Origin of the sequence: Nocardioides dongkuii (genome assembly GCF_014127485.1) — a bacterium.
In the GTDB taxonomy this organism is placed as follows: Bacteria; Actinomycetota; Actinomycetes; order Propionibacteriales; family Nocardioidaceae; genus Nocardioides; species Nocardioides dongkuii.
Genome location: NZ_CP059903.1, coordinates 924752 through 948093, shown reverse-complemented (window position 1 = coordinate 948093; position 23342 = coordinate 924752). Strand labels below are relative to the sequence as shown.

At 71.2% G+C, this 23342-nt stretch carries 19 protein-coding genes; 10 read left to right on the top strand and 9 right to left on the bottom strand.

Annotated elements, in window-relative coordinates; genetic code table 11:
- Window positions 1-8: 8 nt before the first annotated feature.
- Window positions 9-1178, bottom strand: a complete 1170-nt coding sequence (locus H4O22_RS04500; protein ID WP_182525865.1) for a hypothetical protein — start codon at window positions 1176-1178, stop codon at window positions 9-11.
- A 79-nt stretch (window positions 1179-1257) separates the two neighbouring features.
- Between H4O22_RS04500 and H4O22_RS04495 the strand changes: the two genes are divergently transcribed.
- From H4O22_RS04495 to H4O22_RS04480, 4 genes are all read left to right on the top strand, one after another.
- Window positions 1258-1893 (top strand): HhH-GDP family DNA glycosylase, encoded by a 636-nt coding sequence (locus H4O22_RS04495; RefSeq protein ID WP_182525864.1) that lies wholly within the window; start codon window positions 1258-1260, stop codon window positions 1891-1893.
- A 211-nt stretch (window positions 1894-2104) separates the two neighbouring features.
- Window positions 2105-4057 (top strand): amidase family protein, encoded by a 1953-nt coding sequence (locus tag H4O22_RS04490; RefSeq protein WP_182525863.1) that lies wholly within the window; start codon window positions 2105-2107, stop codon window positions 4055-4057.
- A gap of 90 nt (window positions 4058-4147) precedes the next feature.
- A complete protein-coding gene (locus tag H4O22_RS04485) occupies window positions 4148-5098 on the top strand; it encodes a hypothetical protein (protein WP_182525862.1) in 951 nt (316 codons plus the stop codon).
- A gap of 65 nt (window positions 5099-5163) precedes the next feature.
- A complete protein-coding gene (locus tag H4O22_RS04480) occupies window positions 5164-5562 on the top strand; it encodes a hypothetical protein (protein WP_182525861.1) in 399 nt (132 codons plus the stop codon).
- On the opposite strand, the gene H4O22_RS04475 is transcribed toward H4O22_RS04480, so the two are convergent.
- Together H4O22_RS04475 and H4O22_RS04470 are read right to left on the bottom strand one after the other, a co-directional pair.
- Window positions 5547-7019: a dihydrolipoyl dehydrogenase family protein gene (locus tag H4O22_RS04475; protein WP_182525860.1), complete on the bottom strand. Its 1473-nt coding sequence runs from the start codon at window positions 7017-7019 to the stop codon at window positions 5547-5549. The genes H4O22_RS04480 and H4O22_RS04475 overlap by 16 nt on opposite strands.
- Window positions 7016-7600 carry a hypothetical protein gene (locus tag H4O22_RS04470; protein ID WP_182525859.1) on the bottom strand — a complete coding sequence of 195 codons (585 nt, stop codon included), beginning with the start codon at window positions 7598-7600 and terminating at the stop codon, window positions 7016-7018. Before H4O22_RS04470 ends, H4O22_RS04475 begins: the two co-directional genes overlap by 4 nt.
- Before the next feature lie 138 nt (window positions 7601-7738).
- On the opposite strand from H4O22_RS04470, the gene H4O22_RS04465 reads away from it, so the two are divergent.
- Window positions 7739-8314 carry a TetR/AcrR family transcriptional regulator gene (locus tag H4O22_RS04465; protein ID WP_182525858.1) on the top strand — a complete coding sequence of 192 codons (576 nt, stop codon included), beginning with the start codon at window positions 7739-7741 and terminating at the stop codon, window positions 8312-8314.
- Between the two features lie 44 nt (window positions 8315-8358).
- Here H4O22_RS04465 and H4O22_RS04460 read toward each other — a convergent pair whose 3' ends face one another.
- From H4O22_RS04460 to H4O22_RS04450, 3 genes are read right to left on the bottom strand one after another with little or no spacing between them, the layout of a single operon-like run.
- Complete coding sequence (locus H4O22_RS04460) at window positions 8359-9798, bottom strand: hypothetical protein (RefSeq protein ID WP_182525857.1); 1440 nt, start codon at window positions 9796-9798, stop codon at window positions 8359-8361.
- Between the two features lie 19 nt (window positions 9799-9817).
- Window positions 9818-10180: a hypothetical protein gene (locus H4O22_RS04455; protein WP_182525856.1), complete on the bottom strand. Its 363-nt coding sequence runs from the start codon at window positions 10178-10180 to the stop codon at window positions 9818-9820.
- Window positions 10180-11073: a DODA-type extradiol aromatic ring-opening family dioxygenase gene (locus H4O22_RS04450; RefSeq protein WP_182525855.1), complete on the bottom strand. Its 894-nt coding sequence runs from the start codon at window positions 11071-11073 to the stop codon at window positions 10180-10182. Before H4O22_RS04450 ends, H4O22_RS04455 begins: the two co-directional genes overlap by 1 nt.
- Window positions 11074-11192: 119 nt before the next feature.
- Between H4O22_RS04450 and H4O22_RS04445 the strand changes: the two genes are divergently transcribed.
- Complete coding sequence (locus tag H4O22_RS04445) at window positions 11193-11987, top strand: IclR family transcriptional regulator domain-containing protein (protein ID WP_182525854.1); 795 nt, start codon at window positions 11193-11195, stop codon at window positions 11985-11987.
- Window positions 11988-12011: 24 nt separating this feature from the next.
- On the opposite strand, the gene H4O22_RS04440 is transcribed toward H4O22_RS04445, so the two are convergent.
- Window positions 12012-13472: an amidohydrolase family protein gene (locus H4O22_RS04440; protein ID WP_182525853.1), complete on the bottom strand. Its 1461-nt coding sequence runs from the start codon at window positions 13470-13472 to the stop codon at window positions 12012-12014.
- A gap of 195 nt (window positions 13473-13667) precedes the next feature.
- On the opposite strand from H4O22_RS04440, the gene H4O22_RS04435 reads away from it, so the two are divergent.
- From H4O22_RS04435 to H4O22_RS04420, 4 genes are all read left to right on the top strand, one after another.
- On the top strand, window positions 13668-14891 hold the full coding sequence (locus H4O22_RS04435; RefSeq protein WP_244963100.1) for a CaiB/BaiF CoA transferase family protein: 1224 nt from the start codon (window positions 13668-13670) through the stop codon (window positions 14889-14891).
- A 31-nt stretch (window positions 14892-14922) separates the two neighbouring features.
- Window positions 14923-15729: a citryl-CoA lyase gene (locus H4O22_RS04430; protein WP_182525851.1), complete on the top strand. Its 807-nt coding sequence runs from the start codon at window positions 14923-14925 to the stop codon at window positions 15727-15729.
- Entirely contained in the window at window positions 15729-16703 is a 975-nt protein-coding gene (locus tag H4O22_RS04425) for a quinone oxidoreductase family protein (protein WP_182525850.1), read from the top strand. Before H4O22_RS04430 ends, H4O22_RS04425 begins: the two co-directional genes overlap by 1 nt.
- A 77-nt stretch (window positions 16704-16780) precedes the next feature.
- On the top strand, window positions 16781-19879 hold the full coding sequence (locus H4O22_RS04420; RefSeq protein ID WP_244963099.1) for a DEAD/DEAH box helicase: 3099 nt from the start codon (window positions 16781-16783) through the stop codon (window positions 19877-19879).
- A 125-nt stretch (window positions 19880-20004) separates the two neighbouring features.
- Here H4O22_RS04420 and H4O22_RS04415 read toward each other — a convergent pair whose 3' ends face one another.
- A complete protein-coding gene (locus H4O22_RS04415) occupies window positions 20005-20874 on the bottom strand; it encodes an NPCBM/NEW2 domain-containing protein (protein WP_182525849.1) in 870 nt (289 codons plus the stop codon).
- A gap of 436 nt (window positions 20875-21310) precedes the next feature.
- Entirely contained in the window at window positions 21311-23326 is a 2016-nt protein-coding gene (locus tag H4O22_RS04410) for an ATP-dependent nuclease (RefSeq protein WP_182525848.1), read from the bottom strand.
- Between the last annotated feature and the right edge of the window lie 16 nt (window positions 23327-23342).

The following is a 23342-nucleotide window of genomic DNA, read 5'->3' as shown; positions in this document are numbered from 1 at the left end:
ACCGGTCCTCACGCGGAGACAGCGTGGCTGCGCTCGGCGAGCGAGGCGAGCCGTCCGGCGGCCGGGTCGGGCGCGAGCTCGGCCCATCGGATCCAAGCGGCGCGGCGTCCCGGGCCGACGAGGCGGCGCTGCGCCTCGGCGTACGCGTGCGGGTTGACCACGGCGGCCGCGACGTACGGCGCCTGGTCGTCGCCGCCGAGCGAGCCGTCGACCGCGTCGCGCAGGATGCGGTACGCCGCCCGGCCGATCTCGTCGCGACCGCGGGCGAGCTGGTCCAGCGTCGCGGCCAGGGCGGACGGGGCGGTGCCGCGATGGACCAGCTCCAGGCTGGGCACGTCGGTGACCAGCTCGCGGTCCTCCGACATCAGGACCGACGGGTCCACCCGCCCCTCGGACAGCGCGCGCTCGAGCGCCGTGATCCAGGCGCCCCGAGAGGGGTCAGCGGCGCACGCGGTCGCGGTCTGCTCGTCGACCGGCAGCGGGCGGCTGTCGAACATCAGCGCCGGGCTCCCCCCGCTGGGCACGAGCCGCCCGATCACCCAGCCGCTCGGGCCGGCGTACAGCGCCGCACCAAGGTCGAGCAGTTCAGTGCGTGCGCCGGTGACGGGGTCGTGTGCCACCAGGCCGCCATCGGTCCGCTCGAGCCGGTAGCCGCCCATCGTGGCGTCGACCCAGTCCCAGGCCAGGCCGCACTCCTCGGCGAGCCGCCCCCTCGCCAGGGTGTCCAGGAACTCCTCGAGGCCACCCAGCTCGTAGGTGCACAGCTGGTGGTAGGGCCAGCTCATCCCCATGATCCTGCCGGTCAGCCGCACCGGGTCGTCGCCCTCGTCGTACGCCTGCTGGAGCAGGTCGCGGTGGAACATGAGCACCACGTAGTCGAGCGCGGCGCGCGTGATCTCGCCCGACCCGGTGCCGCGGTCCTCCGCCCGGGTGCACTGGTACGCCGCCCACCGCGCCCACATCCAGGGCGTCATCTCGTCGGCGAGCCCGGCGAGCTGGGTGAGCACGACGCCGTGGGCGCTGCGCTGGAACATCGGGACGCCGCGGTGGTAGGCCAGCGCGGTCTCGGCGTCGCCGGCACGCTCCGCCGCGAACGCGCTGTCGACGAAGGTCTCGTAGTCGCGGGTCATCAGGTCGCTGATCCGCCGGCCACGGCGGAATCCGGGAGTGGGGCTCATGGGTCCAGGCAATCCCGGCGACGACCCGCCCGACAGGGGCTGTCGTGGACCTGTGGACAACCGCGGGTACCCAGGGACCATGGGAGAGAAAGTGGTCCGCGCGCTGCTGGACCAGCACGGCACGACGTACGCCGAGGACGCCGGCATCAAGCTGGCCGACGAGCCGGCGCCGCTGTGGCAGCTGCTGGTGCTGACCCTGCTGCTCTCGGCGCGGATCCGCTCGGAGGTGGCCGTGACGACCGCGCGCGAGCTGTTCGGCGCCGGCTGCAGCACTCCCCACGGCACCCGGGCGACCACCCGGCACCAGCGGGTCGCGGCGCTCGGTCGCGGCGGCTACCGGCGCTACGACGAGCGGACCGCCACGCAGCTCGGCGAGCTCGCCGCCGTCGTGACGGACAGGTACGGCGGCGACCTGCGGGAGCTGCACGCGGAGTGCGACGGCGTCCGCGAGCTCGAGAAGGGGCTGCAGCAGTTCACGGGCATCGGACCGGTGGGCGCGGCGATCTTCCTCCGCGAGGTGCAGGGCGTCTGGCCCGACGTCGCACCGTACGTCGACCGGCTCGCCGCGAAGGGCGCCGAGCGCGTCGGCCTGCCCACTGCACCGGCCGAGCTCGCCGACCTCGTGGCGCCGCCGGACCTCCCCCGGCTCGTCGCCGCCTGCGTGCGCGCTGCGCGGAGCAAGGAGGTGGCCGACGCCGTCCTGTGTCAACAGTAGGTAACGGTTGATTCGCGGTCAGCGACACCGACGACCGAAGAGTCTCCGGATACCGGGTCAGCCAGGCCCCCGACCTCCGGGGCACCGCGGTCGATCCGCCCCCGGCGACTCAGGGCCCAGCACCAGGTGACCTACGCGAAACATGCCCGGGTTCTGATCCCCCTGCGGCCGCCGCAGGGGCGCCGCCAGCTCCCTCCCCCCGAAGGACACCATGTCGCTCTCCTCCGCGCGCCGGTCCCGGTCGCGCTCCCGCCTCGTCCGCGTCGTCGGCTCCGCCGCCGTCGCCGCGTCGCTCACGACCAGCGCGCTGCTCGCACCCACGGCGGTCGCCGCCGCCCCCAGCAGCGTCTCCCCCAAGACCCTGCCCGGTGGCCTCGACCTCGCCACGGCGAGCATCGAGGACCTTCAGGCCGGGCTCACCGCGGGCACGTTCACCTCGGTCGACCTGGTCAAGGCCTACCTGGCCCGCATCGACGCGATCAACTACGACGGCCCCCGCCTGAACGCCGTACGCCAGCTCTCGAGCACCGCCCTCGCCCAGGCCGAGGCCGCCGACAAGGCCCGCGCGGCCGGCAAGGCGGACGGCCCGCTCTTCGGCATCCCGATCCTGCTCAAGGACAACATCGACGTGGCCGGGATGCCCACGACGGCCGGCAACGTGGCGCTCGCCAACTCCTACCCCGCCGCCGACGCGCCGCTGACCGCGTCGCTCGAGGAGGCCGGGGCGATCGTCCTCGGCAAGCTCAACCTCACCGAGTTCGCCAACTACATGACCAGCGGCATGCCCTCCGGCTACAGCTCGCTCGGCGGCCAGGTGCTCAACGCCTACGACCTCTCGCAGACGCCGAGCGGGTCGAGCGCCGGGTCCGGCGTGGCCGCGTCCACGGCGATGGCCGCGGGCACCGTCGGCACCGAGACCTCCGGCTCGATCCTCAGCCCGGCCAACGCCAACTCGCTGGTCGGCATCAAGCCGACCGTCGGGCTGATCAGCCGGACCGGCGTCATCCCGATCTCGGCGTCCCAGGACACCGCCGGGCCGATGACCCGCTCGGTGTACGACGCGGCCGCGATCCTCACCGGCCTCACGACCGGCGCCGACCCCGAGGACCCGGCCACCCAGGACGGCATCTCGGCGACCTTCGACGACGTCGACTACACCGCGAGCATCGACGCGGACGCCCTCGACGGCGTGCGGCTGGGCTACCTGACCTCCACCAACGAGACCTACCTCGCCGCGCTCGACGTGCTCCGGGCCCAGGGCGCCGAGCTGGTCCAGGTCAACGCGCCGACCAACACCACCGCGCCCGGCATCCTCACCTACGAGTTCAAGCGCGACCTGAACGCCTACCTCTCGCGGCTGCCCGCGAACGCGCCGAGGAAGTCGCTCGCCGAGATCATCGAGTACAACAAGGCGCACGCCGGCGTGGCACTCAAGTTCGGCCAGACGCTGCTGACCGACTCCGAGGCGGTCAACCTGTCCGACCCCGCCACCGCCACGGCGTACGAGTCCGCCCGTGCCCAGGGCATCACCGAGACCCGCGCCGGCATCGACGCGGTGCTGGAGCAGAACAACATCGAGGCGATCGTCAGCAGCGCGGGTACGACGGGCATCGGCGCGCGCGCCGGCTACCCCTCGATCACGCTCCCGGCCGGCTACACCCCCGCCAACCGACGCCCCGTGGCGATCACCTTCCTCGGCACGGCGTACACCGAGGAAAGCCTGATCGGCTTCGCCGCCGACTACGAGGCCGCGGCGGACGTGTGGAAGTCGCCGGAGGAGATCAACCCGACCGCCTTCGCCTGCACCCCGCTCGCCGACCCCGACACCGCCGAGACGTGCGACCAGCCGACCGAGGAGCCGACGGACGCCATCAGCGTGACGCTCGCCGACCTGGTGCGGGACCGGATCAAGCAGGGTCAGCGCGCCAAGGTCCGGGTCGCCGTCGCCGCCGGCACGACCGTGCCCACCGGCAAGGTGAAGGTCTCCACCACCAGGGGCCGCACGCTCGGCTCGGTCACCCTCACCAAGGCCGGCCGCGGCGTGGTGAAGCTGAAGAAGCTCGGCGTCGGCAAGCACAAGCTCGTCGTCCGCTACCTCGGCAGCGACACGGTCGCTGCGTCCCGCGACACGGCGACGCTGAAGGTGGTGCGCAAGCGCCGCTGATCGATCCACACCGCCACGGGGCGGCGGCCGACCTCGGCCGCCGCCCCGTTCCCCGTCCCGCGCCAGGACCCTCGGGCACACTGTCGTCCCGTGAAGCGCGAGTACGTCGTCACGGTCCCCGAGGCCGAGACAGCACGGCTCCGGGCGTTCGACAACAAGGTCGACGGCGCGATGCCGTGGCCCCTGGGCGCGAACCGCACCTTCCGGCGGAAGAACGCGACGACGTTCGTGGTCAAGGAGTACGCCGGCTCCGGGTTCGCCGGCAGCGCCATGCTGATGACGCTCGGGACGGCGACCCTGATGGAGGGCGACCAGGTGCTCGTCACCGTCGCGACGAAGGGGCAGGGGATGGGCCACCTCCTCATCGGCGGCGGCGTGCTGCTCGTCTGCCTCACGCCGCGCGACGGTCTCCCTGCCCTCCTGATGGGAGCGGTCCTCGTCCTGGCCGGCTGGTTCCTGTTCGCCCAGCGCCCGGGGCTCGCGGACGACCTCGACGAGGTCGAGAAGGTGCTGCGCTCCGAGATCCCCGGCCACTGGCAGCCGGTCGGCGCGGGCACCGGGCCGGACACGGCGCCTGTCGGCCCGCCCGCCACCGCCTTCGAGACCGCCAACCGGCTGACCAACTTCCTCCACGGGGACGACCTCGACAGCGTGCCGCCCCTCCCCGTCGGATGGTCAGTGGCCGACCTCGTCCGCCCCGCCTCGGTGGCTGTCCGGGACGGGGTCCTCGAGGTACGGCGGGGGCGGCGGGTCGTCGCCACGTTCCCCGCGCACACGATCGCCGCCGTCGCGCAGGTCCGGTGGGTGCCGGACCTCGTCAACCTGCGCCACGCGGTGGAGACCTGGGTCGTGGACCACGACGGCCGACCGATGGCGGTGATCGGCTGGGACACCCGGAGCGAGCGGGAGGCACGGGCCGCCGGGCTGCCCGTACGGCGCTTCGCCCACGGCATCGACCGCGACGTGGTGCCGCGCGTGTGGCCGGACCGGCCCACCTATCCCGTCGACGTGCACGTCCAGCCGGTCGGCCGGCGGCCCTGACCCGGTACGTCGGTCAGCCGCGGCGTACGTCCGAGGACGGCGGGGGGCCGCGGTTACCATCGCCCATGCCCACTCGCCCCCTGCGCAGCGCAGCGCTCGCCACCGTCCTCACTGTCCTGAGCACGATGCTCCTCCTCGGCGTCACGAGCTCCGCCCCGGCGGCCGCCGGCTGGACCTCGGACACCACGATCCACGACGCGAAGCTCCAGGTCTGCCGCACCACCGTGAAGGGCACTGCGTACCTCCGGCTCCGGCTCGACAACCGGGCCGGCAAGCACGCGCACCGCGGAGGCGTCTACCGCCGCACGGGCGGGGCGACGAGCCGCGAGGTCCGGGCCGCCGCGGGCCGGATCTCGGCCGTCAAGAAGATCAAGATCACCAAGAACGCGCGATTCGACACCTACGTCGGCGAGATCGGCGGAGCAGCCGCCGGAGGTGTCATCGGTTCCTACGGCCGCTGCTGACACTGGTCCCGCCCGTCGGCCTCCAGGAGCCGCAGCCAGATCTCGCTCATCGTGGGGTAGGCGGGGACCGCGTGCCAGAGGCGGTCCAGCGGGACCTCCGCCGCGATGGCGATCGTGGCGGCGTGCAGCAGCTCGCCGACGTCGGGACCGACCACGGTGAACCCGACCAGGACGCCGCGGTTCGCATCGACGACCATCCGGGCGCGGCCCCGGTAGCCGTCCGCGTGCAGCGCCGCGCCGGCCACCGCGCCGAGGTCGTGGTCGACGACCCGGGTGGCGATGCCGGCGGCCACCGCGGCCTCGGCGGTCAGGCCGACGGCAGCGACCTCGGGGTCGGTGAAGACGACCTGCGTGACGGCCCGCTCGTCGGCGGTCACCGCGTGGCGTCCCCACGGGCCCGTGTCGGGCTCCTGCCCGTGGGCGCGCGCGGCGATCGCGTCGCCGAGCGCACGGCCCTGGTACTTGCCGTGATGGGTCAGCAGCGCTCGGCGGTTGACGTCTCCGGCGGCGTACAGCCAGCCGTCGCCGGTACGGCGGCCTGAGCCGTCCATGACGGCGAGCGTCTCGTCGACCGTCAGCCAGTCCCCCGGAGTCAGACCGACGCTGTCCAGCCCCAGGTCGTGGGTGTTCGGGGTCCGGCCCGCGGCGACCAGGACCTCCTCGGCCTCGACCAGCGCGCCGTCGGAGAGGGTGAGGTGTACGACGCCCGAGGCGTCGCGGCGTACGTCGGTTGCCCCCACGCCCAGGTGCAGCGCGGCTCCGGCCGCCCGGAGCGCATCGGCGACGTGCTCGGAGGCGAAGCCCTCCACGCCGGGGAGCAGACGGGTCTGCGAGACGAGCGTGACCTGCGACCCGAGCGCCGTGAACGCAGTGGCCATCTCGGACCCGACCACGCCGCCGCCGATGATCGCCAAGCTCTCGGGCACCCGCCGCGCGGCTGCCGCCTCCCTGCTCGTCCACGGCGCTGCCTCCGCCAGTCCCGGGACGGGCGGCACCAGGGCGCGGGAGCCGGTGGCGACGACGACCGCGTGGCGCGCCTGCAGGACGGTGGTCGTGCCGTCCGCACCGGTGACCGTCACGGCTCGCGGCCCGGTGAGGCGCCCGTGGCCCCGGACCAGGCCGATCCCGGCTTCGTCGAGCCAGTCGACCTGCCCGGCGTCGTTCCAGTCCGAGGCGAACCGGTCCCGTCGGCGCAGCACGGCGCCGGCGTCGAGGTCCCCGGTGACTGCCCCGGCGGCCGCCGGCAGAGCGCGGACCGCTCGCAGCGCGGCGGCGTCGCGAAGCAGTGCCTTGGTCGGCATGCAGGCCCAGTAGGAGCACTCGCCACCGACGAGCTCGCGCTCCACGACCACCGCGCTCAGTCCGGCCTGCACCACCCGGTCGGCCACGTTCTCGCCGACCGGCCCGCCGCCGATGACCACCACGTCGACGGCGTCGGTGGCCTCCGTGCCGGTCACCGGTCGGCCTTCACGGCCGCACGGTGCAGGCGGACCGCCGAGACGAGGAAGAAGATGCCGCCCAGCGTCGCGTAGCCGGCGAGACTGGTGAGCGACGCGTCCGCGCCGTCAGCCATCAGCACGAAGCCGGCGCCCGCGAGGACGGAGATCCCACCACTGAGGATCATCGCGAGCTGGCCGCCGAGCCGCTGGCGCCGGATCGCGACGACCAGCTGGACGATGCCCGCGGTGATCGCCCAGGCGCCCCATACGCGCAGGACGTCCGGGATGCCGGAGGTGGCGGCGACGGCCAGGCCGGCCACCGTGAGCAGGCTCAGCGCCAGGTTGATGAGGAGCGGCACCCGCTGCCGCGCGGCAGCCGAGCGGAGGTCGAACACGGCGGCCGCCGCGTCGAACAGGGGGTAGACCAGCAGCAGGGTCACGCTGGCCGGACCGAGCGACGAGGCGGTGGCGGCGAGCAGCCCCGCCCAGACGACGGCGAAGGCGAAGCGGCCGTAGTACAGCCGCCGGAGGCTGACCGCCTCGTCCTCGGGCTGGTCCGCGGTGGTGTGGGGGTGACTGGTGACGGCGGGAGTGGACATGGACTTCCTCTTTCGATGATTCACGGGTAGATAGACCGATCGGTCTCTTTCAGAGTGAACCCCCTCCGAGGACTTGTCAAGACCGATCGTTCTGTCTGCTAGCGTCGGAAGCAGAAACTCCACGAAGGGCGGAACCACATGTCGGAGGCGCGAGCCCGACTGCTCAGCACGGCGAGCCGGCTCTTCTACGCCGAGGGGCTCCACTCGGTCGGCATCGACCGCATCATCGCCACGGCCGGCGTCACCCGGGCCACGCTCTACCGCCACTTCCCGAGCAAGGACGACCTCGTCGTCGCCTACCTCACCCAGGCCGACGAGGCGATCCGCGCCCGGGTGGACGCCGCGCGGGCCGAGGGCATCTCCACCGACGACGTCGTACGCACGATCGGCCGGTCGATCGCCGACGACATCCAGGGGCCGACCTTCCGGGGGTGCGCGTTCCTCAACGCCGCCGCCGAGTACCCCGACCCGGACCACCCGGTCCACCGCGCCGTCCTCGAGCACCGGGCCTGGTTCCTGGACACGATGACCCAGCTGTTCGGCGAGACCGGGAAGCCCGACGCCGAACCCGCCGCCCGGCACTTCATCATGTTGCGCGATGGCGCCATGACGGCCGGCAGCCTGACCGACCCCGCCCCCATCGTCGAGACGTTCCTGCGCGGGATCGAGGGGCTGCTCACCTACCGCAGTCGGGACCAGCAGCCCGGGACCTGACGACAGGCGGATCAGCCCGGACCAGCACCGACTCGCTGGTCAGGTCAGGCCCGGGCGGCGCCGATCCCCAGCAGCGCGGCGAGCCCCAGGGCGCTGCGCGGGGCGTACGCCCCGCGCCACAGGCCACCGTGCGCCGCGGCGTACGCCTCGTCCTGCCAGGGGTGGTCGTGGCGCGGGCCGCCGCCGGTGTGCAGGTCGTGGACGAGGAGCGCCGCCATCAGGACGTTGGAGGTCGAGGGGTCGAAGACCTCGACCCCGAACCGGTGGGCGCCGGCGTACGCCGCGGCGAGGGCGCGGTTCTTGACCACCGACCGGGTGCGGGTGGGCGGGGCGACGTTCATCGACACGGTCGCACCCTCATGGCGCGCGACCATCGAGCGCCAGCGCTGCAGTCGCTTGGCGAGCGCGTAGTTGGGACCCTGCTGCGGGACGAGCGAGTCGTTGAGGCCGGGGTCGGAGTCGGCGGCGTACGCGCGGCGCAGCAGCCGGCCACCCGAGGCGGCGCGGAGGGGCCGGCCGATCGTCTTCGACATCGCGGACCGGGACTCGTAGCGCTCGGTGGCCTGCTCCACCGCGTCGCGCGGGACGGCGAAGACGTCGGTCGGGGTGGCGAGGAACGCCAGCGCGACGTCGTCGCGGGTGGCCAGCAGTCGGCGGCTCAGCTCGTCGACGGCCGTGCTGACGCGGACGTTGGTGGCGCCGTCGGCGTACACGTAGTTGCCGAGCACCAGCGTGCCCGGCTGGGCGGTGAGCCACTCGGCGAGCGCCGGTACGTCGGCGAGCAGGTCGGCGCCGGGGACGCTGTCGGCCACCGGCGCGACCACGGTGCCGGCGCCGGTGCGGCCGGTCTCGGCGACGCGGTCCCAGAGGCCGCTCCTCGGCAGGTCGACGGCGGCGACCCGCGCGCCCCAGCGGGTCAGCGCCTGCAGCGGTCCCATCTCCGAAGCCGCGCCGATGACCGCGACGGTGTGGCCCTCGAGCCGCAGCCACCCGGGGTTGTCCACCACGGTCCCGACGGCGTCCGCCACGGACGGCTCGACGACACCGGCCCCGACCCAGCGGTCGACCTGACGGCGGAGGTCGTCGCCGCGCAGCCGGTCCCCGCGGTAGGGCACCACGAGCTCCTCGACCCGCTCCCCCGCGCCGGTCACCTCGACCTGGTCGAAGCCCTCGGTCCCACCAGGCCACGCGGACAGCGGTGCCTCGCCGGCATCGCCGAGCACCCGCATCCGTCCGTGCAGCGAGTCCAGCCCGGCCCGCGCGACGGCGAGGGCGTCCTCGGGTGAACCGAGGCCGGCCTCGACGAGCCGGCGGAAGTAGAGCAGGTACTCCCCGCGCCAGGCCGTCTCCCGCTCGGCCGCCCGCGCGCCCACCTCGTCGACCGGCCGCAGCGCGTCGGCGACCACTGCTCGCCCCAGCGCCGTCGTGCTGCGGCGACCTTCCTCGTCGCTCGGGAACACCAGTCCGTGCTGTTCGTCAACCATCCGGCCATCCTGCCCCGGCTCAGCAGCTGATGTCGGGGTAGGGCTGGGTGGCGTAGGCGAGCTTCGCGCCGTAGTCGAGCTGCATGCCCAGCGGCTCGTCCCAGTCCCGCTCGAACATCGCGATCCAGAGCGTGAGCGTGAGGAACGGGTGGGCGCCCATCTCGAAGAGCGCGACGTGGTCGTGGGTGGCCAGCGCCTGACGCTCCTCGTCGGTGAACGAGAGCCACGTCGACCTCTCGGCGTCGGTGCAGTTGAGGATGCGGTTGGCCTCCTCGGCCTCCCACCAGGCGACGGTGCCGGCGGGGTCCTCGCGGTAGCGCTCGGTGAGCGAGGTGTCGCGGTCGACGGTGAACAGGAACTTGTTGAGGAGGTACTTGCTCATCACAGAGCTCCGTTCGAGGTCAGCGGCAGGCCGGGCACCAGGCTCGGGTCCGGGTACCAGGTGAAGTAGGCCTCCATCGTGTGGAAGAGATCGAGGTTGTCGGCGTAGTCGGCCTTGGCGTAGCCCGCGATCCCCATCATCAGCATGAAGTCCATGAAGCCGTGGGTGGCGTTGCCCGGCGCGTGCAGGCTCTCGAGGGTGACGTTCGAGAGGACGCCGTCGATGTCGCCGTTCTTGATCCAGTCGACCGCCTGGGCGTCGAAGTCCGGGTCCGGACCGTGCGGGCCGAACTGGCGCGGCCCGCCGAGCTCGAGGGAGAGGTGACCGGAGCCGATGACCGCCACCCGCATCTCGCTCGGCCAGGCGTCGATGATCTCGCGGATCGTCGTGCCCAGCTGGACGAAGCGCTCGGGCCGCGGCAGCGGCGGGGCGAAGATGTTGGTGTAGATCGGCACGATCGGCAGGTCGTTCTGCGGCCGGACCGTGAGGATCGGGCAGGTGATCGAGTGGTCGACCCGCAGCTCGTGGGAGAACGCGAGGTCGAAGCCGCGGTCGATCCCCTCACGGAGCAGGTACGCCGAGAGCTCCTCGTGGCCCTGGAAGAAGAGCTTCGGCATGCCGAACTCGCGGATCTCGTTCTCCCAGTTGCCGTCGTAGAACGGCGCCTTGCCGACGAGGAACTGCGGCATGTTGTCCAGCCACAGCTGGTGGAAGTGGTCGGAGCCGACCATCACCAGCACGTCGGGCTGCGCCCGGGTGAGCGTCTCGCGGTAGGCCTCCACCTTGCGGACCCAGTCGGCCGCGAACGGCGGCGCCTGGTCGGCCGGCAGCTGGCTGGTCTGGTAGTAGAACGGGTGGTGGGTCGTGGCCAGGATCGCGACCAGCTTCGCCATCAGGGGGTCCTTCCGTCGGGCCCTGCGGCGGGCCGGGTCTGGTTCGTACGGATGTCCGCATCCCGGCGATATGACCCTGCGGAGTGTTCGACGAGCGTCCGCTGTGCGAGCATCGGCTCATGGCTGGCCGTGGATCGGGACCCGACTTCGTCGAGGCGCTCGCGCGGGGGCTCGACGTGCTCACCTGCTTCGACGCCGCGCACCCCGAGATGACGCTGGCCGAGATCGCCACTGCGACCGGGTTGGCCCGGCCCACTGCACGCCGGCTGCTGCTCACCCTCGAGGAGCTCGGCTACGTCCGGGCGAGCGGCAGCCGCTTCGCCCTGACCCCCCGCGTCCTGCGTCTCGGGGCGGCGTACGCCGCGTCCCTGGGGCTGTGGGACATGGCCCGGCCGCACCTCGAGGCGCTCGTCGCCAGGACCGGTGAGTCGTCCTCGATGACCCAGCTCGACGGCTCCGACATCGTCTACGTCGCGCGGGTCGCGGTGCCGAAGATCATCTCGCTGCGCGTCGACATCGGCACCCGCTTCCCGGCGGTGCCGACCTCGCAGGGCAAGGTGCTGCTGGCCGCGCTGGACGCCGACGCGCGCGCCGCCGTCCTCGCCGAGCCGACCCGCTCGGGCCTGCCGGACCCGGCGTACGACACCGCCGAGCTCGAGGCCGAGCTCCGCGCCGTCCGCGCCCGCGGCTGGGCGCTTGCCGACGAGGAGCTGGCCCGCGGCATCCGCTCGATCGCCGTGCCGGTGCGCGACGGCGACGGCGCGGTCCGTGCCGCCATGAACGTCACGGTGCACGCCGCGGAGACGAGTGTGGAGACGCTCACCGGGGAGTACCTCCCCTGGCTGATGCAGACCGCCGGCGAGGTCGCCGCCGACTGGGCGCTGTGGCAGGCCCGCCCCCAGGTCGGGGGCTGACCGGAGTCCCTCGGTGGGCACGGCTCAGCGGGTGTGCGTCGAGGAGTCGGCGTACTCGGTGTAGGTGTAGGGATTGTCCAGCACCTTCGACTCCGGGATGTCCGGGCTCATGCCGGCCGCCCACGCGGACTCGCCGAGGGCGTCCTGCAGGTGGGAGACGGTCTCCTCGACCACCCGGCGCGCCTTGGCGAGGTCCGCGCCGACGAGCTTGTGCTCGTGCTTCACGACCCGCCCGTTCACCAGGACCGTGTGGACGTCGCCGCGCTGGGCCTGCATCACCACGTGGCCGTAGGGGTTGAGCACCGGGAACATCACCGGCGAGTCGTCGTTCTTGATGAGCACGACGTCGGCCTTCTTGCCCGGCTCGAGGCTGCCCACCACGTCGTCGAGGCCGAGGGCGCGGGCGCCGCCGCGGGTCGCCCACTCCACGACGTCCGCGGTACGGACGGGCAGGTGGGTGACGGTCTCGTTCTTGGCGTGCGCCTCGTGGTGCTCGCGGGTGCGGTCGGCGCTGAGGGTGGACCGCATCGCGGAGAAGATGTCGCCGCTCATCCAGACGCTGGTGTCCATCGACAGCGAGATCGGGATGCCGTGCCGACGCAGCGACCAGCTCGAGGGGTAGCCCTGGCCGCAGCTGGCCTCACTCTCGGCCGACACCGACGCGTGCCCGCCGGTGGCCGCGATCCGTTGGTAGGAGTCGTCGCTCAGGGTGGCGGCGTGGACGTAGACCGTCTCGGGCCTCATGAAGCCGTGCTCGTGCATCAGCCGGATGCCGTCGTCGTTCGTCGCGCCCCACACGCCGGCGTGGGTGGTCACCGGGACGTCGAGCTCTCGGGCGACCTCGAAGGCCGCCTGCTCCGGGAACTCCGGGTCGCCGGTGACGTCGAAGGCCATCTGGAAGCCGAGCATGTCGGTGCGCGTCATCCGACGCTCGACGAAGTCGCGGAACTCCGGGGTCGCCGACCACTCCCAGGGACCGGCCTGGATGTTGCCGTACGCCATGACGAACCGACCGGGCACCTCCTCCAGCGCGTCGACCGCGGCGTCGGCGTGGTCGACGGTGTGCAGGTTGTGCGACCAGTCGACGCTGGTGGTGACGCCGGCCTCGAGGGCCTCCAGCCCGCTGAGCAGGTTGCCCGCGTAGATGTCCTGGGGTCGGAACTTCTTCCCGTGCTCGAGGTAGTTCCACACGAAGTACTGCGTCAGCGTCCAGTCCGCGCCGTACCCGCGCACCGCGGTCTGCCACATGTGTCGGTGGGTGTCGACCATGCCCGGCATCACGATGCCGCCGGAGGCGTCTACCTCGACGGTCCCCTCGGGCACCTGCAGCGCCGGGCCGACCGCCTCGATCGTGTCGCCGACGACGAGCACGTCGGCGTCGGTCAGCACGGTGCGCCGGTCGTCCATGGTCAGGACGGTGCCGCCGCGGAGCACCACGGCGGGCGCACCGGCGAGGTCGGTGGCGTGGGGCGTAGGCGTGGACATCGCAACCTCCGGCGTTCCGGGCGTGACGGACAGATGTCCGTTTTCGCGTCAGCCTCGGGTAACGCCGGTCACATGTCAAGAGCCTTCCTGGCGCTCGTCGGCCGCCTCCGGCGGTCTCTTTTCGCCACTCTTGACATCAGCGACGAGACTCGGGGAGATTAGCGGACAATTGTCCGCGAAATGCTGGGAGAGTCTGTGACCATCGACCAGGCACCGACGCCGAGCCCCGGGTCCCCCGCACCGGACGGCCCCCTCGCCGGGGTGCTCGTCGCCGACTTCTCCCGGGTGCTCGCCGGCCCGTACGCAACGATGCTGCTGGCCGACCTGGGCGCCGAGGTGGTCAAGGTCGAGAGCCCGGCCGGCGACGACACCCGGCACTGGGTGCCGCCGCGCCGCGGCGACACCGGCACCTACTACCTCGCGATCAACCGCGGGAAGCGCTCGATCGTCCTGGACCTCAAGGACGACGAGGACCTCGAGGTGGCCCACGAGCTGTCCCGCCGGGCCGACGTGTTCATCCACAACTTCAAGCCGGGTGGCCTGGACCGCTTCGGGCTCGGGTACGACGACGTGGCCGGCCGGAACCCGGCCAGCGTCTACTGCTCGATCAGCGGCTTCGGCTCGACCGGCGGCGCGCACCTGCCCGGCTACGACCTCCTGGTCCAGGCGATGTCCGGGCTGATGAGCCTCACCGGCGACCCCGACGGCGAGCCCTACCGCGCCGGCATCTCCGTCTTCGACGTGATGACCGGGCTGCAGTCGGTCATCGGCATCCTCGCCGCACTGCGGCACCGCGACGCGACCGGCGCCGGCCAGCACGTCGAGACCAACCTGCTCTCGACCGCGATGTCCACGCTGGTCAACCAGACCTCGGCGTACGTCGCCGGCGACATGGTGCCGTCCCGGATGGGCAACGCCCACCTCAGCCTCTTCCCCTACGAGCCGCTGGCCACCGGCGACGGCGACCTGGTGATCGCGGCCGGGAACGACGGCCAGTTCCGCAAGCTGGTCCAGGCGATGGGTGTGCCCGAGCTCGCCGAGGACGAGCGGTTCCGGACCGTCGGGCTGCGCAACGACCACCGCGAGGAGCTGCGGCCGCTGCTGCTCGAGCGGCTCGCGACCCGGTCGGCCCAGGGCTGGTTCACCGAGCTGAGCGCGGCCGGCGTGCCGTGCGGGCCGATCAACGACGTCCGCGGCGGCGTCGAGCTGGCCACCTCGCTCGGCCTCGAGCCGGTCGTCGAGGTCGGCGGGGTGCCGACCGTCCGCAACCCGATCCGGTTCAGCGCGACGCCGGCCCGCTACGACCTGCCGCCCCCCGCGCTGGACAGCCACGGCGAGGAGGTACGGCGGTGGCTCGGGTTCGGCCCGCACGCGCACGCCGAGGCCGCTCCGACCGAGCCGGCCACCCCGTCCGCGTGAGCCTGCGCATCACCCGAAGGAACCGACCACGATGAGCGACCACCCGACGTACCCCACCTCCCTGGGCGTCTCCGACCTGCACACGATCTCGCTGCTGGGCCAGGACCTCTCCGCGGACCTCATCGGGAAGGTGAGCTTCGGGCACCTGGCCTACCGGCTGATCACGCTCGAGGAGCCCACGCCCCAGCAGGCCCGCGTCTTCGAGGCCGTCCTCGTCGCGCTCGCCGACCACGGCTTCACCCCCACCGCGATCTCGGCGCGGATGACGTTCCTCAGCGCACCCGAGTCGATCCAGGGCGCGCTGGCCTCGGGACTGCTCGGCGGCGGCTCGCGGTTCCTCGGCGTCAGCGAGGACACCGGGCGGTTCCTGGCCGACGCGCTCGCGCAGGCCGACGAGCTGCCCACCACGCCCGAGGGCTGGGACGCGCTGGCCGCCGACGCCGTACGGCGTCAGCGGGCGGCCGGGAAGTTCGTCCCCGGGCTGGGCCACCACCTCCACAAGGAGGGCGACCCGCGCATCCCCGCGCTCTACGCGATCGCGCGCGAGGAGGGCCAGCTCGGGCCGCACCTCGCGCTCTTCGAGGCCGTCGGCCGGGTCGCGCCGGAGGTCACGGGCAAGGCGCTGCCGCTCAACGGGGCCGGCGCCTGCGGGGCCGCCCTCGCCGACATCGGGATCCCGATCGAGCTGCTGCGCGGGGTCGTGCTGCTGGCCCGGTGCGCGGGGCTGCTGGGCCACATCGCCGAGGAGGTCCGCGGCCACCACGTGGCCGCGGCGGTGTTCGCCGACGTCGAGCGCCACGCCGTGTACGTCGACCCCGCCGACCGCATGGACGACTGATGCGGGCGGCCCACCTGCACGCCTGCGGCGAGCCGCCGCGGGCGGTCGACGTCGCCGACCCGGTGCCGGGTGACGGGCAGGCCCTGGTCGCGGTCACGGCCGCACCGATCACCCCGCTGGACCTGCTGTGCGCGAGCGGCACGTCGTACTTCGGGGAGCCGGCGACGCCGTACGTGCCCGGCGTGCAGGGCGTCGGCACCGTGCTGGAGTCGACGTCGTACGCGGTGGGGACGCGCGTGTGGTTCCCGACCTCCGCGGGCATGGCGCCCGGCGACGGAGCGATGGCCGAGCGTGCGGTCGTGGCGGACGACGAGCTGGTTCCGCTCACCGGATCGGTCGACGACGTGCACCTCGCTGCCCTGGGTCTCTCGGCGATCGCGGCGTGGACCGCGCTGACGCTCAGCGGTGGGCTGACCCCGGGCGACCGGGTGCTGGTGCTCGGCTCCAGCGGGATCGTCGGCCGGGTCGGCCTGCAGGCCGCCCGTCTCCACGGCGCCGCAGCCGTCTTCGGCGCCGCCCTCGAGCCCGGCGCCGGCGACGAGGCGACCGCGCTCGGGGCGGACGGCTTCGTCCAGCTGCGCCGCGACGAGGACGTCGCCTCGCTCGCCCGGCGGATGCGGGACGTCGTCGGCGAGGTCGACCTCGTCCTCGACCCGTTGTGCGGGGTGCCCGCCTCAGCCGCGCTGCTGTGCCTGGCCCCGCGGGGGCGGCTGGTCAACCTCGGCGGCAGCGCCGGCGACGCCGCGACGTTCAGCTCCGCGCACCTGCGCAGCGGCGCCCGCCGCGTGATCGGCTACACCAACAACGACCTGTCCGCGGCTGAGCGGCACGCGGCGATGGCCGCCATCGAGGAGCACGCCGCTGCCGGCCGGCTCAGCGTGCCGTACGAGGTGTTCCCGCTCGACCGTGCCGACGAAGCCTGGGCCCACCAGCAGCGGGGCGAGGTGCGTGGTCGCGCCGTCGTCGCTCCCTGAGGTCGCTCGGCACGCTGCTGAGCAGGAAGGTAAAGAGTTCGGCTGCCGACCCTGGGATTACGTGAGAGCTTCTGGGGGTGACCAGCGAGCCCTTGGCCCTCGGGCTCCACGAGCACCTCCTCACCGAGGGACTGACCGCCACACTCGCCCAGACGCCTCATCTGCGCTCCGACATCGCGCGAGTGGACCCGGCGGACCAGCCGCACGTGCTGGCGCGGCACGTCTACGAGCTCACCGTCCGAGCACTGGAGGACGAAGGCGATCCGGCGCGGCGCTTGGCCCTGGTCAACGACCTGACCGCACGGCTGGACCACGGCGGCCAGACCGTCACGACGCCCACGTCGCAGCTCCACCGGCTCGAGCGAGCCGCTGGTCCCGGGGTGGTGGCCTTCGAGCCGGTCCGCCCCATGACTCCGCTCGCCGCCGCGGCGCTGCTTACCAACAGCGCGGGCGAGCCCAACCTGGCGGCAGAGCTCCGGGCCGAGATCGACACCTCCGACCAGGTCGACCTCCTGTGTGCCTTCGTGAAGTGGCACGGCCTCCGCCTTCTCGAGCCCGAGCTGGCGCGGCTGCGTCGCCGAGATGCGCCCCTCCGCGTCATCACCACCACGTACATGGGCGCCACCGAGCGAGCGGCCCTGGATCGTCTGGTGCGGGAGTTCGGCGCCGAGGTGCGCATCCAGTACGACGCCGCGCGCACCCGACTTCACGCGAAGGCCTGGATGTTCCGGCGCGCGACCCGCTTCGACACGGCGTACGTCGGGTCCTCGAACCTTTCCCGCGCCGCACTACTCGACGGCGTCGAGTGGAACGTACGGCTCTCCCGCGTGGCGACACCCGCCCTGCTGGAGAAGTTCCGCGCCACCTTCGACAGCTACTGGGCCGAGTCGAGCTTCGAGTCCTACGACCCCGACCGCGACCGCGACCGGCTCGACGACGCGCTCGCCGAGGCCTCGGGGCGGCGCCAGCACGACCGGGTCACGGTGAGCCTGTCCGGACTGGAGGTCCGGCCGTACCCCTACCAGCAGCAGATGCTCGACGCCCTGGCCGCCGAGCGCACCGAGCACGACCGGCACCGCAACCTCCTGGTCGCCGCGACCGGCACCGGCAAGACGGTCGTCGCCGCGCTCGACTACCGCCGGCTCTGCGGCGACACCCCCGGCGAGCGTCCGCGCCTGCTCTTCGTCGCCCACCGCAAGGAGATCCTCCAGCAGTCGCTCCGGACCTACCGCGAGGTGCTCAACGACGCCTCGTTCGGCGAGCTGTACGTCGACGGCGCCCGGCCCGAGCGCTGGGACCACGTCTTCGCGAGCGTGCAGGCCCTGTCGTCGTACGGCGCCGCGAACATCCCTGCGGACGCGTACGACGTGGTGGTCGTCGACGAGTTCCACCACGCCGAGGCGCCGACGTACCGGGTCCTGCTCAAACACCTGCTGCCGACCGAGCTCCTAGGGTTAACCGCCACGCCTGAGCGATCCGACGGCGTCGACGTACGCCACGAGTTCTTCGACGGCCGGACGGCGGCGGAGCTGCGGCTCTGGGACGCGCTCGGCGCCGACCTGCTCTGTCCGTTCCACTACTTCGCGATCGCGGACGGCACAGACCTGCGGCGCATTGCGTGGTCCCGGGGGCGGTACGACGAGTCCCAGCTGTCCAACGTCTACACCGGCAACCACCGCCGGGCCGCGATCGTGCTGCAGCAGCTGCGCGACAAGGTCATCGACGTCGGCGCGATGCGGGCGCTCGGGTTCTGCGTCAGCGTCACGCACGCGGAGTTCATGGCCGAGATCTTCCGGGCGGCTGGAATCCCCGCGCTGGCGGTCAGCGGCAACACGTCGGCGCTGGATCGGGAGCGTGCGCTGCTCGACCTGCGAGCTCGGCGGGTCAACGTGCTGTTCGCGGCCGATCTGTTCAACGAAGGTCTCGACCTGCCCGAGGTCGACACGGCGCTGTTCCTGCGGCCGACCGAGAGCGCGACCCTGTTCCTGCAGCAGCTCGGGCGCGGGTTGCGTCGTACTCCCGACAAGGCGGTGCTCACGGTGCTCGACTTCGTCGGCCACCACCGCCGAGAGTTCCGCTTCGACCGCAAGCTGCGTGCGCTCACCGGGGACACGCGCCGCGGACTGGAGCGGGCCGTGGAACAGGGCTTTCCGTTCCTGCCCGCCGGGTCGCAGATCGTGATGGACCGGCAGGCGCAGGAGCTCGTGCTCGAGAACATCCGCGCCCAGGTCGCGCAGCGCTGGAAGGACATCACCCGCGAGCTGCGGTCGTACGGCGACCTCGACCTGCCAACCTTCCTCCACGAGTCCGGCGTCGAGCTGCCCGACATCCTGCGCCGCGGACAGAAGTCATGGACGCAGCTCCGCCGGGATGCCGGCCTCCCGACGCCCGCAGGCTCGGAGCACGAGGCCCAGCTGCTGAAGCGCATCCGCGCCTTCGCGCACGTCGACGATCGGCTCCGCGCCGACGGCTACCAGCACCTTCTCGAGTCCGACGCCCGCTACGACGACCTGTCCCCCACCGAGCAGCGGCTCGCGCGGATGGTGTTCTTCTCGACGTTCCCCAGCGGCGGCGGCTTCGCGTCGTACGACGAGGGCCTGGCCGCACTCCGCGCCGAGCGCGCGGTCACGGACGAGCTCGGCGCCGTGGTCGACCTGGCCTTCGAGTCGACCCGGCACAACACGGTGCGGCTCGACGGGCCGCTCGCCGACGTCCCGCTTCGCGTGCACGCGGCGTACCAGCGCGAGGAGATCCTCGCCGCGCTCGACTACGCGAACCTCGAGCGGAAGCCGACCAGCATGATGCAGGGCGTCGTCTACTCCGAGGCGCTGAACGTCGATGCCTTCTTCGTGACGCTGAAGAAGTCCGAGGCCGACTTCTCGCCGACCACGATGTACCGCGACTACCCGATCAGCCCGACGCTGTTCCACTGGGAGTCACAGAGCACGACATCGCTCGCGTCGCCGACCGGCCAGCGCTACGTCACCGGCACCAGCACCGTGATGCTCTTCTGCCGGGTCGAGCAGAAGGGCGAGTACGACACCGCGCCGTACGTCTTCCTCGGGCCGGCGTCGTACGTCGAGCACGTCGGCGAGCGGCCGATCGCCATCACCTGGGAGCTGGCGCACGCGATGCCGACTGAGCTGTACGCGAACGCATCGGTCGTCTCGGTCTAGCGCTGGCCTCGACGCGATCAGACCCGACCTCTGGCTCAGCCATGCCAGCCGGTGGCAGTCAGCGCAAGATCACGCCCATCGCTTTGGAGAACAGCTAGCAACAGCTTGTCGAGGTGATGCGTCGATCAGACGCCGGTACAGCGGAGAACGGGCTCCCCGATTCCCGGGAACGCTTCGATGTCGTCCCGCCCGGTCGTGCCGCCGGGGGTGGTGTCCGACAGGCGGATGCCGAAGCGGTAGGGCTTGGTCGGCAGCGGAACCGTGACGGGCAGGTCCATGCCGGGGGTGAGCGTCGGTGAGGAGTAGACGGTGGCGTCGTCGGCGGTGAATTCGACGGTGCCGGAGGACCCGTCTGCAGAGCCATCGTCCACACCCAAGACGCCCCTGAATGCGTTGCAGTGCCGTCCGGACGTGAACCTCGATTCCCACGTGCCGGTGTGGGAGTAGTAGGCGGCTCCCCAACCGGCGTACGCGTGCCCGTTGATGGTGGTGGTGCCAAAGGCCGTGCCATAGGGCTCAGACACGTAGTAGGGCGTGTACTCCTTGAGCGGGATCCAGCGCCACACGAACACGGTCGCGGGTTTCGAGGTGACCGGCCTAGCCTTCTTGTAGGTCACAGTCACCCGGTACTTCTCGCTGTTGTGCTCGACGGCGACGGCAGTGAACTTGACCTTGCGTCGGGCTTTCACCTTGGCTGCTCGGACCGTGTCCCAGGCGGGCTCCTGGAAGCTGTAGTTCGGGGGGTTGAACTTCTGCAGCGTCACCTTGCGTGCTCGCCGAGGCGACTTGATGGTCGCAGTCAGCGTGTACCGGCTGCCCTCATCGACCTGACGCGCCGCCGACGTCAGCGCCGCTCCGCGCTTGATGCCGGCACGTTCAATCGCCGATGTCGCGGAGGAATCGTCGGGCTGCGTGGCATTAGTGGCGGCCGCTGCCGCGGTGCCTGTCGGCACCAGGATCAGGGCGAGCGCAGCGGCGCGGATTCGGCGGTTCATCTAAACCTCATCATGAGCGGTGGGGCGGTTGTCGTACCCATCGGCTAGCAGAGGCTGCTTCTTAACGTGGAATGACAGCCTCCAGCATCCCCGGCACGAGACATACCGCCACGGCGAGAGGAGGGACCGCGCGGCGAAAGCGAAGTCTTGGTGCATACGGAAACCCGTGTACACCCATGTAACGGAGCAAGACCCCGGAGCATGTTGCTCCGGGGCCTTCCTCGTGGTTGTCAACCTGACGTCAACTGGTCAATCTTCCGCGCTCCGCACTTGTCGTCGCGTCGTCGCAGTTGTCGTCCCGTCACTCATCTGAGTGTCGTCCGACACTGCGCAACTGTCGGACGACAGTCGGATGACAGGTAGGACGACAGTTTGGGTCGGGTCGGGTCGGGCTGTCGGGTGAAGGTCGCGTCCGTGTGCCCTGTCCTTCCCCGACCTAGGCAGTGATCTCGTTGAGCGAGTCAGCGATGGCTGCGAACGCGTCGAGCGTCTCGGCTGGCACCTTTGACGGGTCGCTCATGATCGTGTCTGCGAGTTCGCGTGCGACCTTCCACTTCTCGAAGTCGCCGAGGGACTTGCGCTCGAACAGCGCCTCGAACCGGTCCACGATGTTGGGGATGGCCTTCTCATCTGCGTTGAAGCGGAAGTCCTTCGCGCCGTAGGCACGCTTCACGGCGTCGATGTAATAGTCATCGGTGAACAGGTCTTCGATCTCGCCGGTGGTGTTGTTGTCGTGGGTGTGGTCGCCGACAAAGAGCACGCGGTTGTCGAAGCCGAGGACCCGCTCCAACTTCCTGCCTTCGCGGCGACCCGGCTCGTCGCCGTCGAGGAGTGCTGCGACCTGAACTTCGTGTCCTACGAGCATGCTTGCGAGTGGTACGACGCGGCCCGCGCCGCCACCGGGAGCGATAATCACGCCATCGGCGAGACCGGTCCGTCCGGTCGGCTTCATCGCCGCATCGAGGGCCTTGATGATCCAGTAGTCAGTGATGCCTTCGACGAGAACCTGATGCCTGGAGATGAATAGCGACTGGGCCAGTTGGTAGCCGAGAGCAGCCTGCAGAGGGAAGAGGGCGTCTTTGTCCTTGGGCCAGACGTCGTCGGAGACCTTCGTGGACCCAGTCGTCTTGTCTTCGTAGACCGGGCGGATCTCTTCGAGGTGCTCGCCGTCGATCATGAACGGAGAGTGAGTCGAGTAGATGACTTGGTTGTCTGCCGACACCTTCCTCAGGAACTCGATGATCTTGGCCTGCGCGGTGCCGTGCAGCGAGTTACCGGGCTCGTCGAGGAGCAGGATGCTGTTCTTGTGGCTGTCGACTGCCTCAACGAGAAAGATGAGAAAGAACGAGAAAAAATACTGCATGCCTTGGCTGCGTTGGTCGAGTTCAATCTCGGACGGGTCGAGATCGTCGGAGACCCAGACACGGAAGAAGTCGCCGTCGATGCCGTAGCGGAACTTGTGGCGGCGTTGTAGCCACCATGCTCCGAACTTCTCGGTCATTGCTTGTCCGGCGGACGAGGTGCGGATGGCTCGTTCATCTGTGCGGCGGCGCGCCTCGTCTTGATCTGTAACCTGCCCTGCGTTCAACTCGTTAAGTCGTGCGGGATCGAGGTCCACGTGCTTGAAGAGCGCGCGCGTCGTTCGCACGCGAGGAGCGTGGGGCGTCTGCTTCATCTGTGAGATGAAGGTGGGGATGTGAACAGCACTTTCGAGCACGTCGTAATGGTCGAAGTAGATGAACTGCGGCATGTTCTCTACGACCCAGTTGCGCGCCTCGCCTAACTTGGCTCGCTGCCGTGCCTCGTCTCGGAGGGGCCGGAGGACCGCCAGCAGGTCGCCGAGGGCCGCGCGGTGCCATTGCTCGGTCAGCTGGCCTGCGACGGCGGCGTACATGGCGTCAAGGGCGGCGACTGGCACTGCGCCACTTGCAGGCACTTGCTCGGCGTGCGGCGAGAGCGCTTGGGTGAGTGCCTCCTTGAGAGGGCCGTATTCTTCTCCGTGCCCGTCTGGCGCGACTGACTCAGCGAAGTCCGCCATGGCTTTCTCGATCAGTGGTTTCGTCTTGCTTCCAAGCAGGAAGTCGTTGCCCGGTGCTGGGCTGAAGTTCACCCAACGCTTGTTGTCGTATTTGCGACCGACCTCCGCAGAAGTGACCTCGCTCAGCAGTGGGCTCAGCGCTGCGAGTGCCGTGCGGTCCGCCTCGTCGAACTCGAATCGACCGGATGCGACTGTGGTCCCCTTGTCGTACTCATCGGAGAATCGGCGACGTGGGTACTCCTTTAGGCCGTCGTACTCTTCGCCATCCGACGGGTTCAATTTCGAGAGACCGCGCAGGACCGCAGACTTTCCGGCCTCGTTCTTGCCGACAAGGACGGTCAGGTCCCGACAATCGACCCACCCGATGTCCTCGATCCTCTTATAGTCCTGAACTCGGAAGGCAACTAGTCGCATCGGTGTTACACCCTGC

Coding starts and splice junctions, on each gene's coding strand:
- H4O22_RS04465 (WP_182525858.1), top strand. CDS start 7,739: ATGTCGGAGGCGCGAGCCCGACTGCTCAGCACGGCGAGCCGGCTCTTC.
- H4O22_RS04490 (WP_182525863.1), top strand. CDS start 2,105: ATGTCGCTCTCCTCCGCGCGCCGGTCCCGGTCGCGCTCCCGCCTCGTC.
- H4O22_RS04450 (WP_182525855.1), bottom strand. CDS start 11,073: ATGGCGAAGCTGGTCGCGATCCTGGCCACGACCCACCACCCGTTCTAC.
- H4O22_RS04410 (WP_182525848.1), bottom strand. CDS start 23,326: ATGCGACTAGTTGCCTTCCGAGTTCAGGACTATAAGAGGATCGAGGAC.
- H4O22_RS04445 (WP_182525854.1), top strand. CDS start 11,193: ATGGCTGGCCGTGGATCGGGACCCGACTTCGTCGAGGCGCTCGCGCGG.
- H4O22_RS04415 (WP_182525849.1), bottom strand. CDS start 20,874: ATGAACCGCCGAATCCGCGCCGCTGCGCTCGCCCTGATCCTGGTGCCG.
- H4O22_RS04470 (WP_182525859.1), bottom strand. CDS start 7,600: ATGTCCACTCCCGCCGTCACCAGTCACCCCCACACCACCGCGGACCAG.
- H4O22_RS04500 (WP_182525865.1), bottom strand. CDS start 1,178: ATGAGCCCCACTCCCGGATTCCGCCGTGGCCGGCGGATCAGCGACCTG.
- H4O22_RS04495 (WP_182525864.1), top strand. CDS start 1,258: ATGGGAGAGAAAGTGGTCCGCGCGCTGCTGGACCAGCACGGCACGACG.
- H4O22_RS04455 (WP_182525856.1), bottom strand. CDS start 10,180: ATGAGCAAGTACCTCCTCAACAAGTTCCTGTTCACCGTCGACCGCGAC.
- H4O22_RS04440 (WP_182525853.1), bottom strand. CDS start 13,472: ATGTCCACGCCTACGCCCCACGCCACCGACCTCGCCGGTGCGCCCGCC.
- H4O22_RS04480 (WP_182525861.1), top strand. CDS start 5,164: ATGCCCACTCGCCCCCTGCGCAGCGCAGCGCTCGCCACCGTCCTCACT.
- H4O22_RS04430 (WP_182525851.1), top strand. CDS start 14,923: ATGAGCGACCACCCGACGTACCCCACCTCCCTGGGCGTCTCCGACCTG.
- H4O22_RS04425 (WP_182525850.1), top strand. CDS start 15,729: ATGCGGGCGGCCCACCTGCACGCCTGCGGCGAGCCGCCGCGGGCGGTC.
- H4O22_RS04460 (WP_182525857.1), bottom strand. CDS start 9,798: ATGGTTGACGAACAGCACGGACTGGTGTTCCCGAGCGACGAGGAAGGT.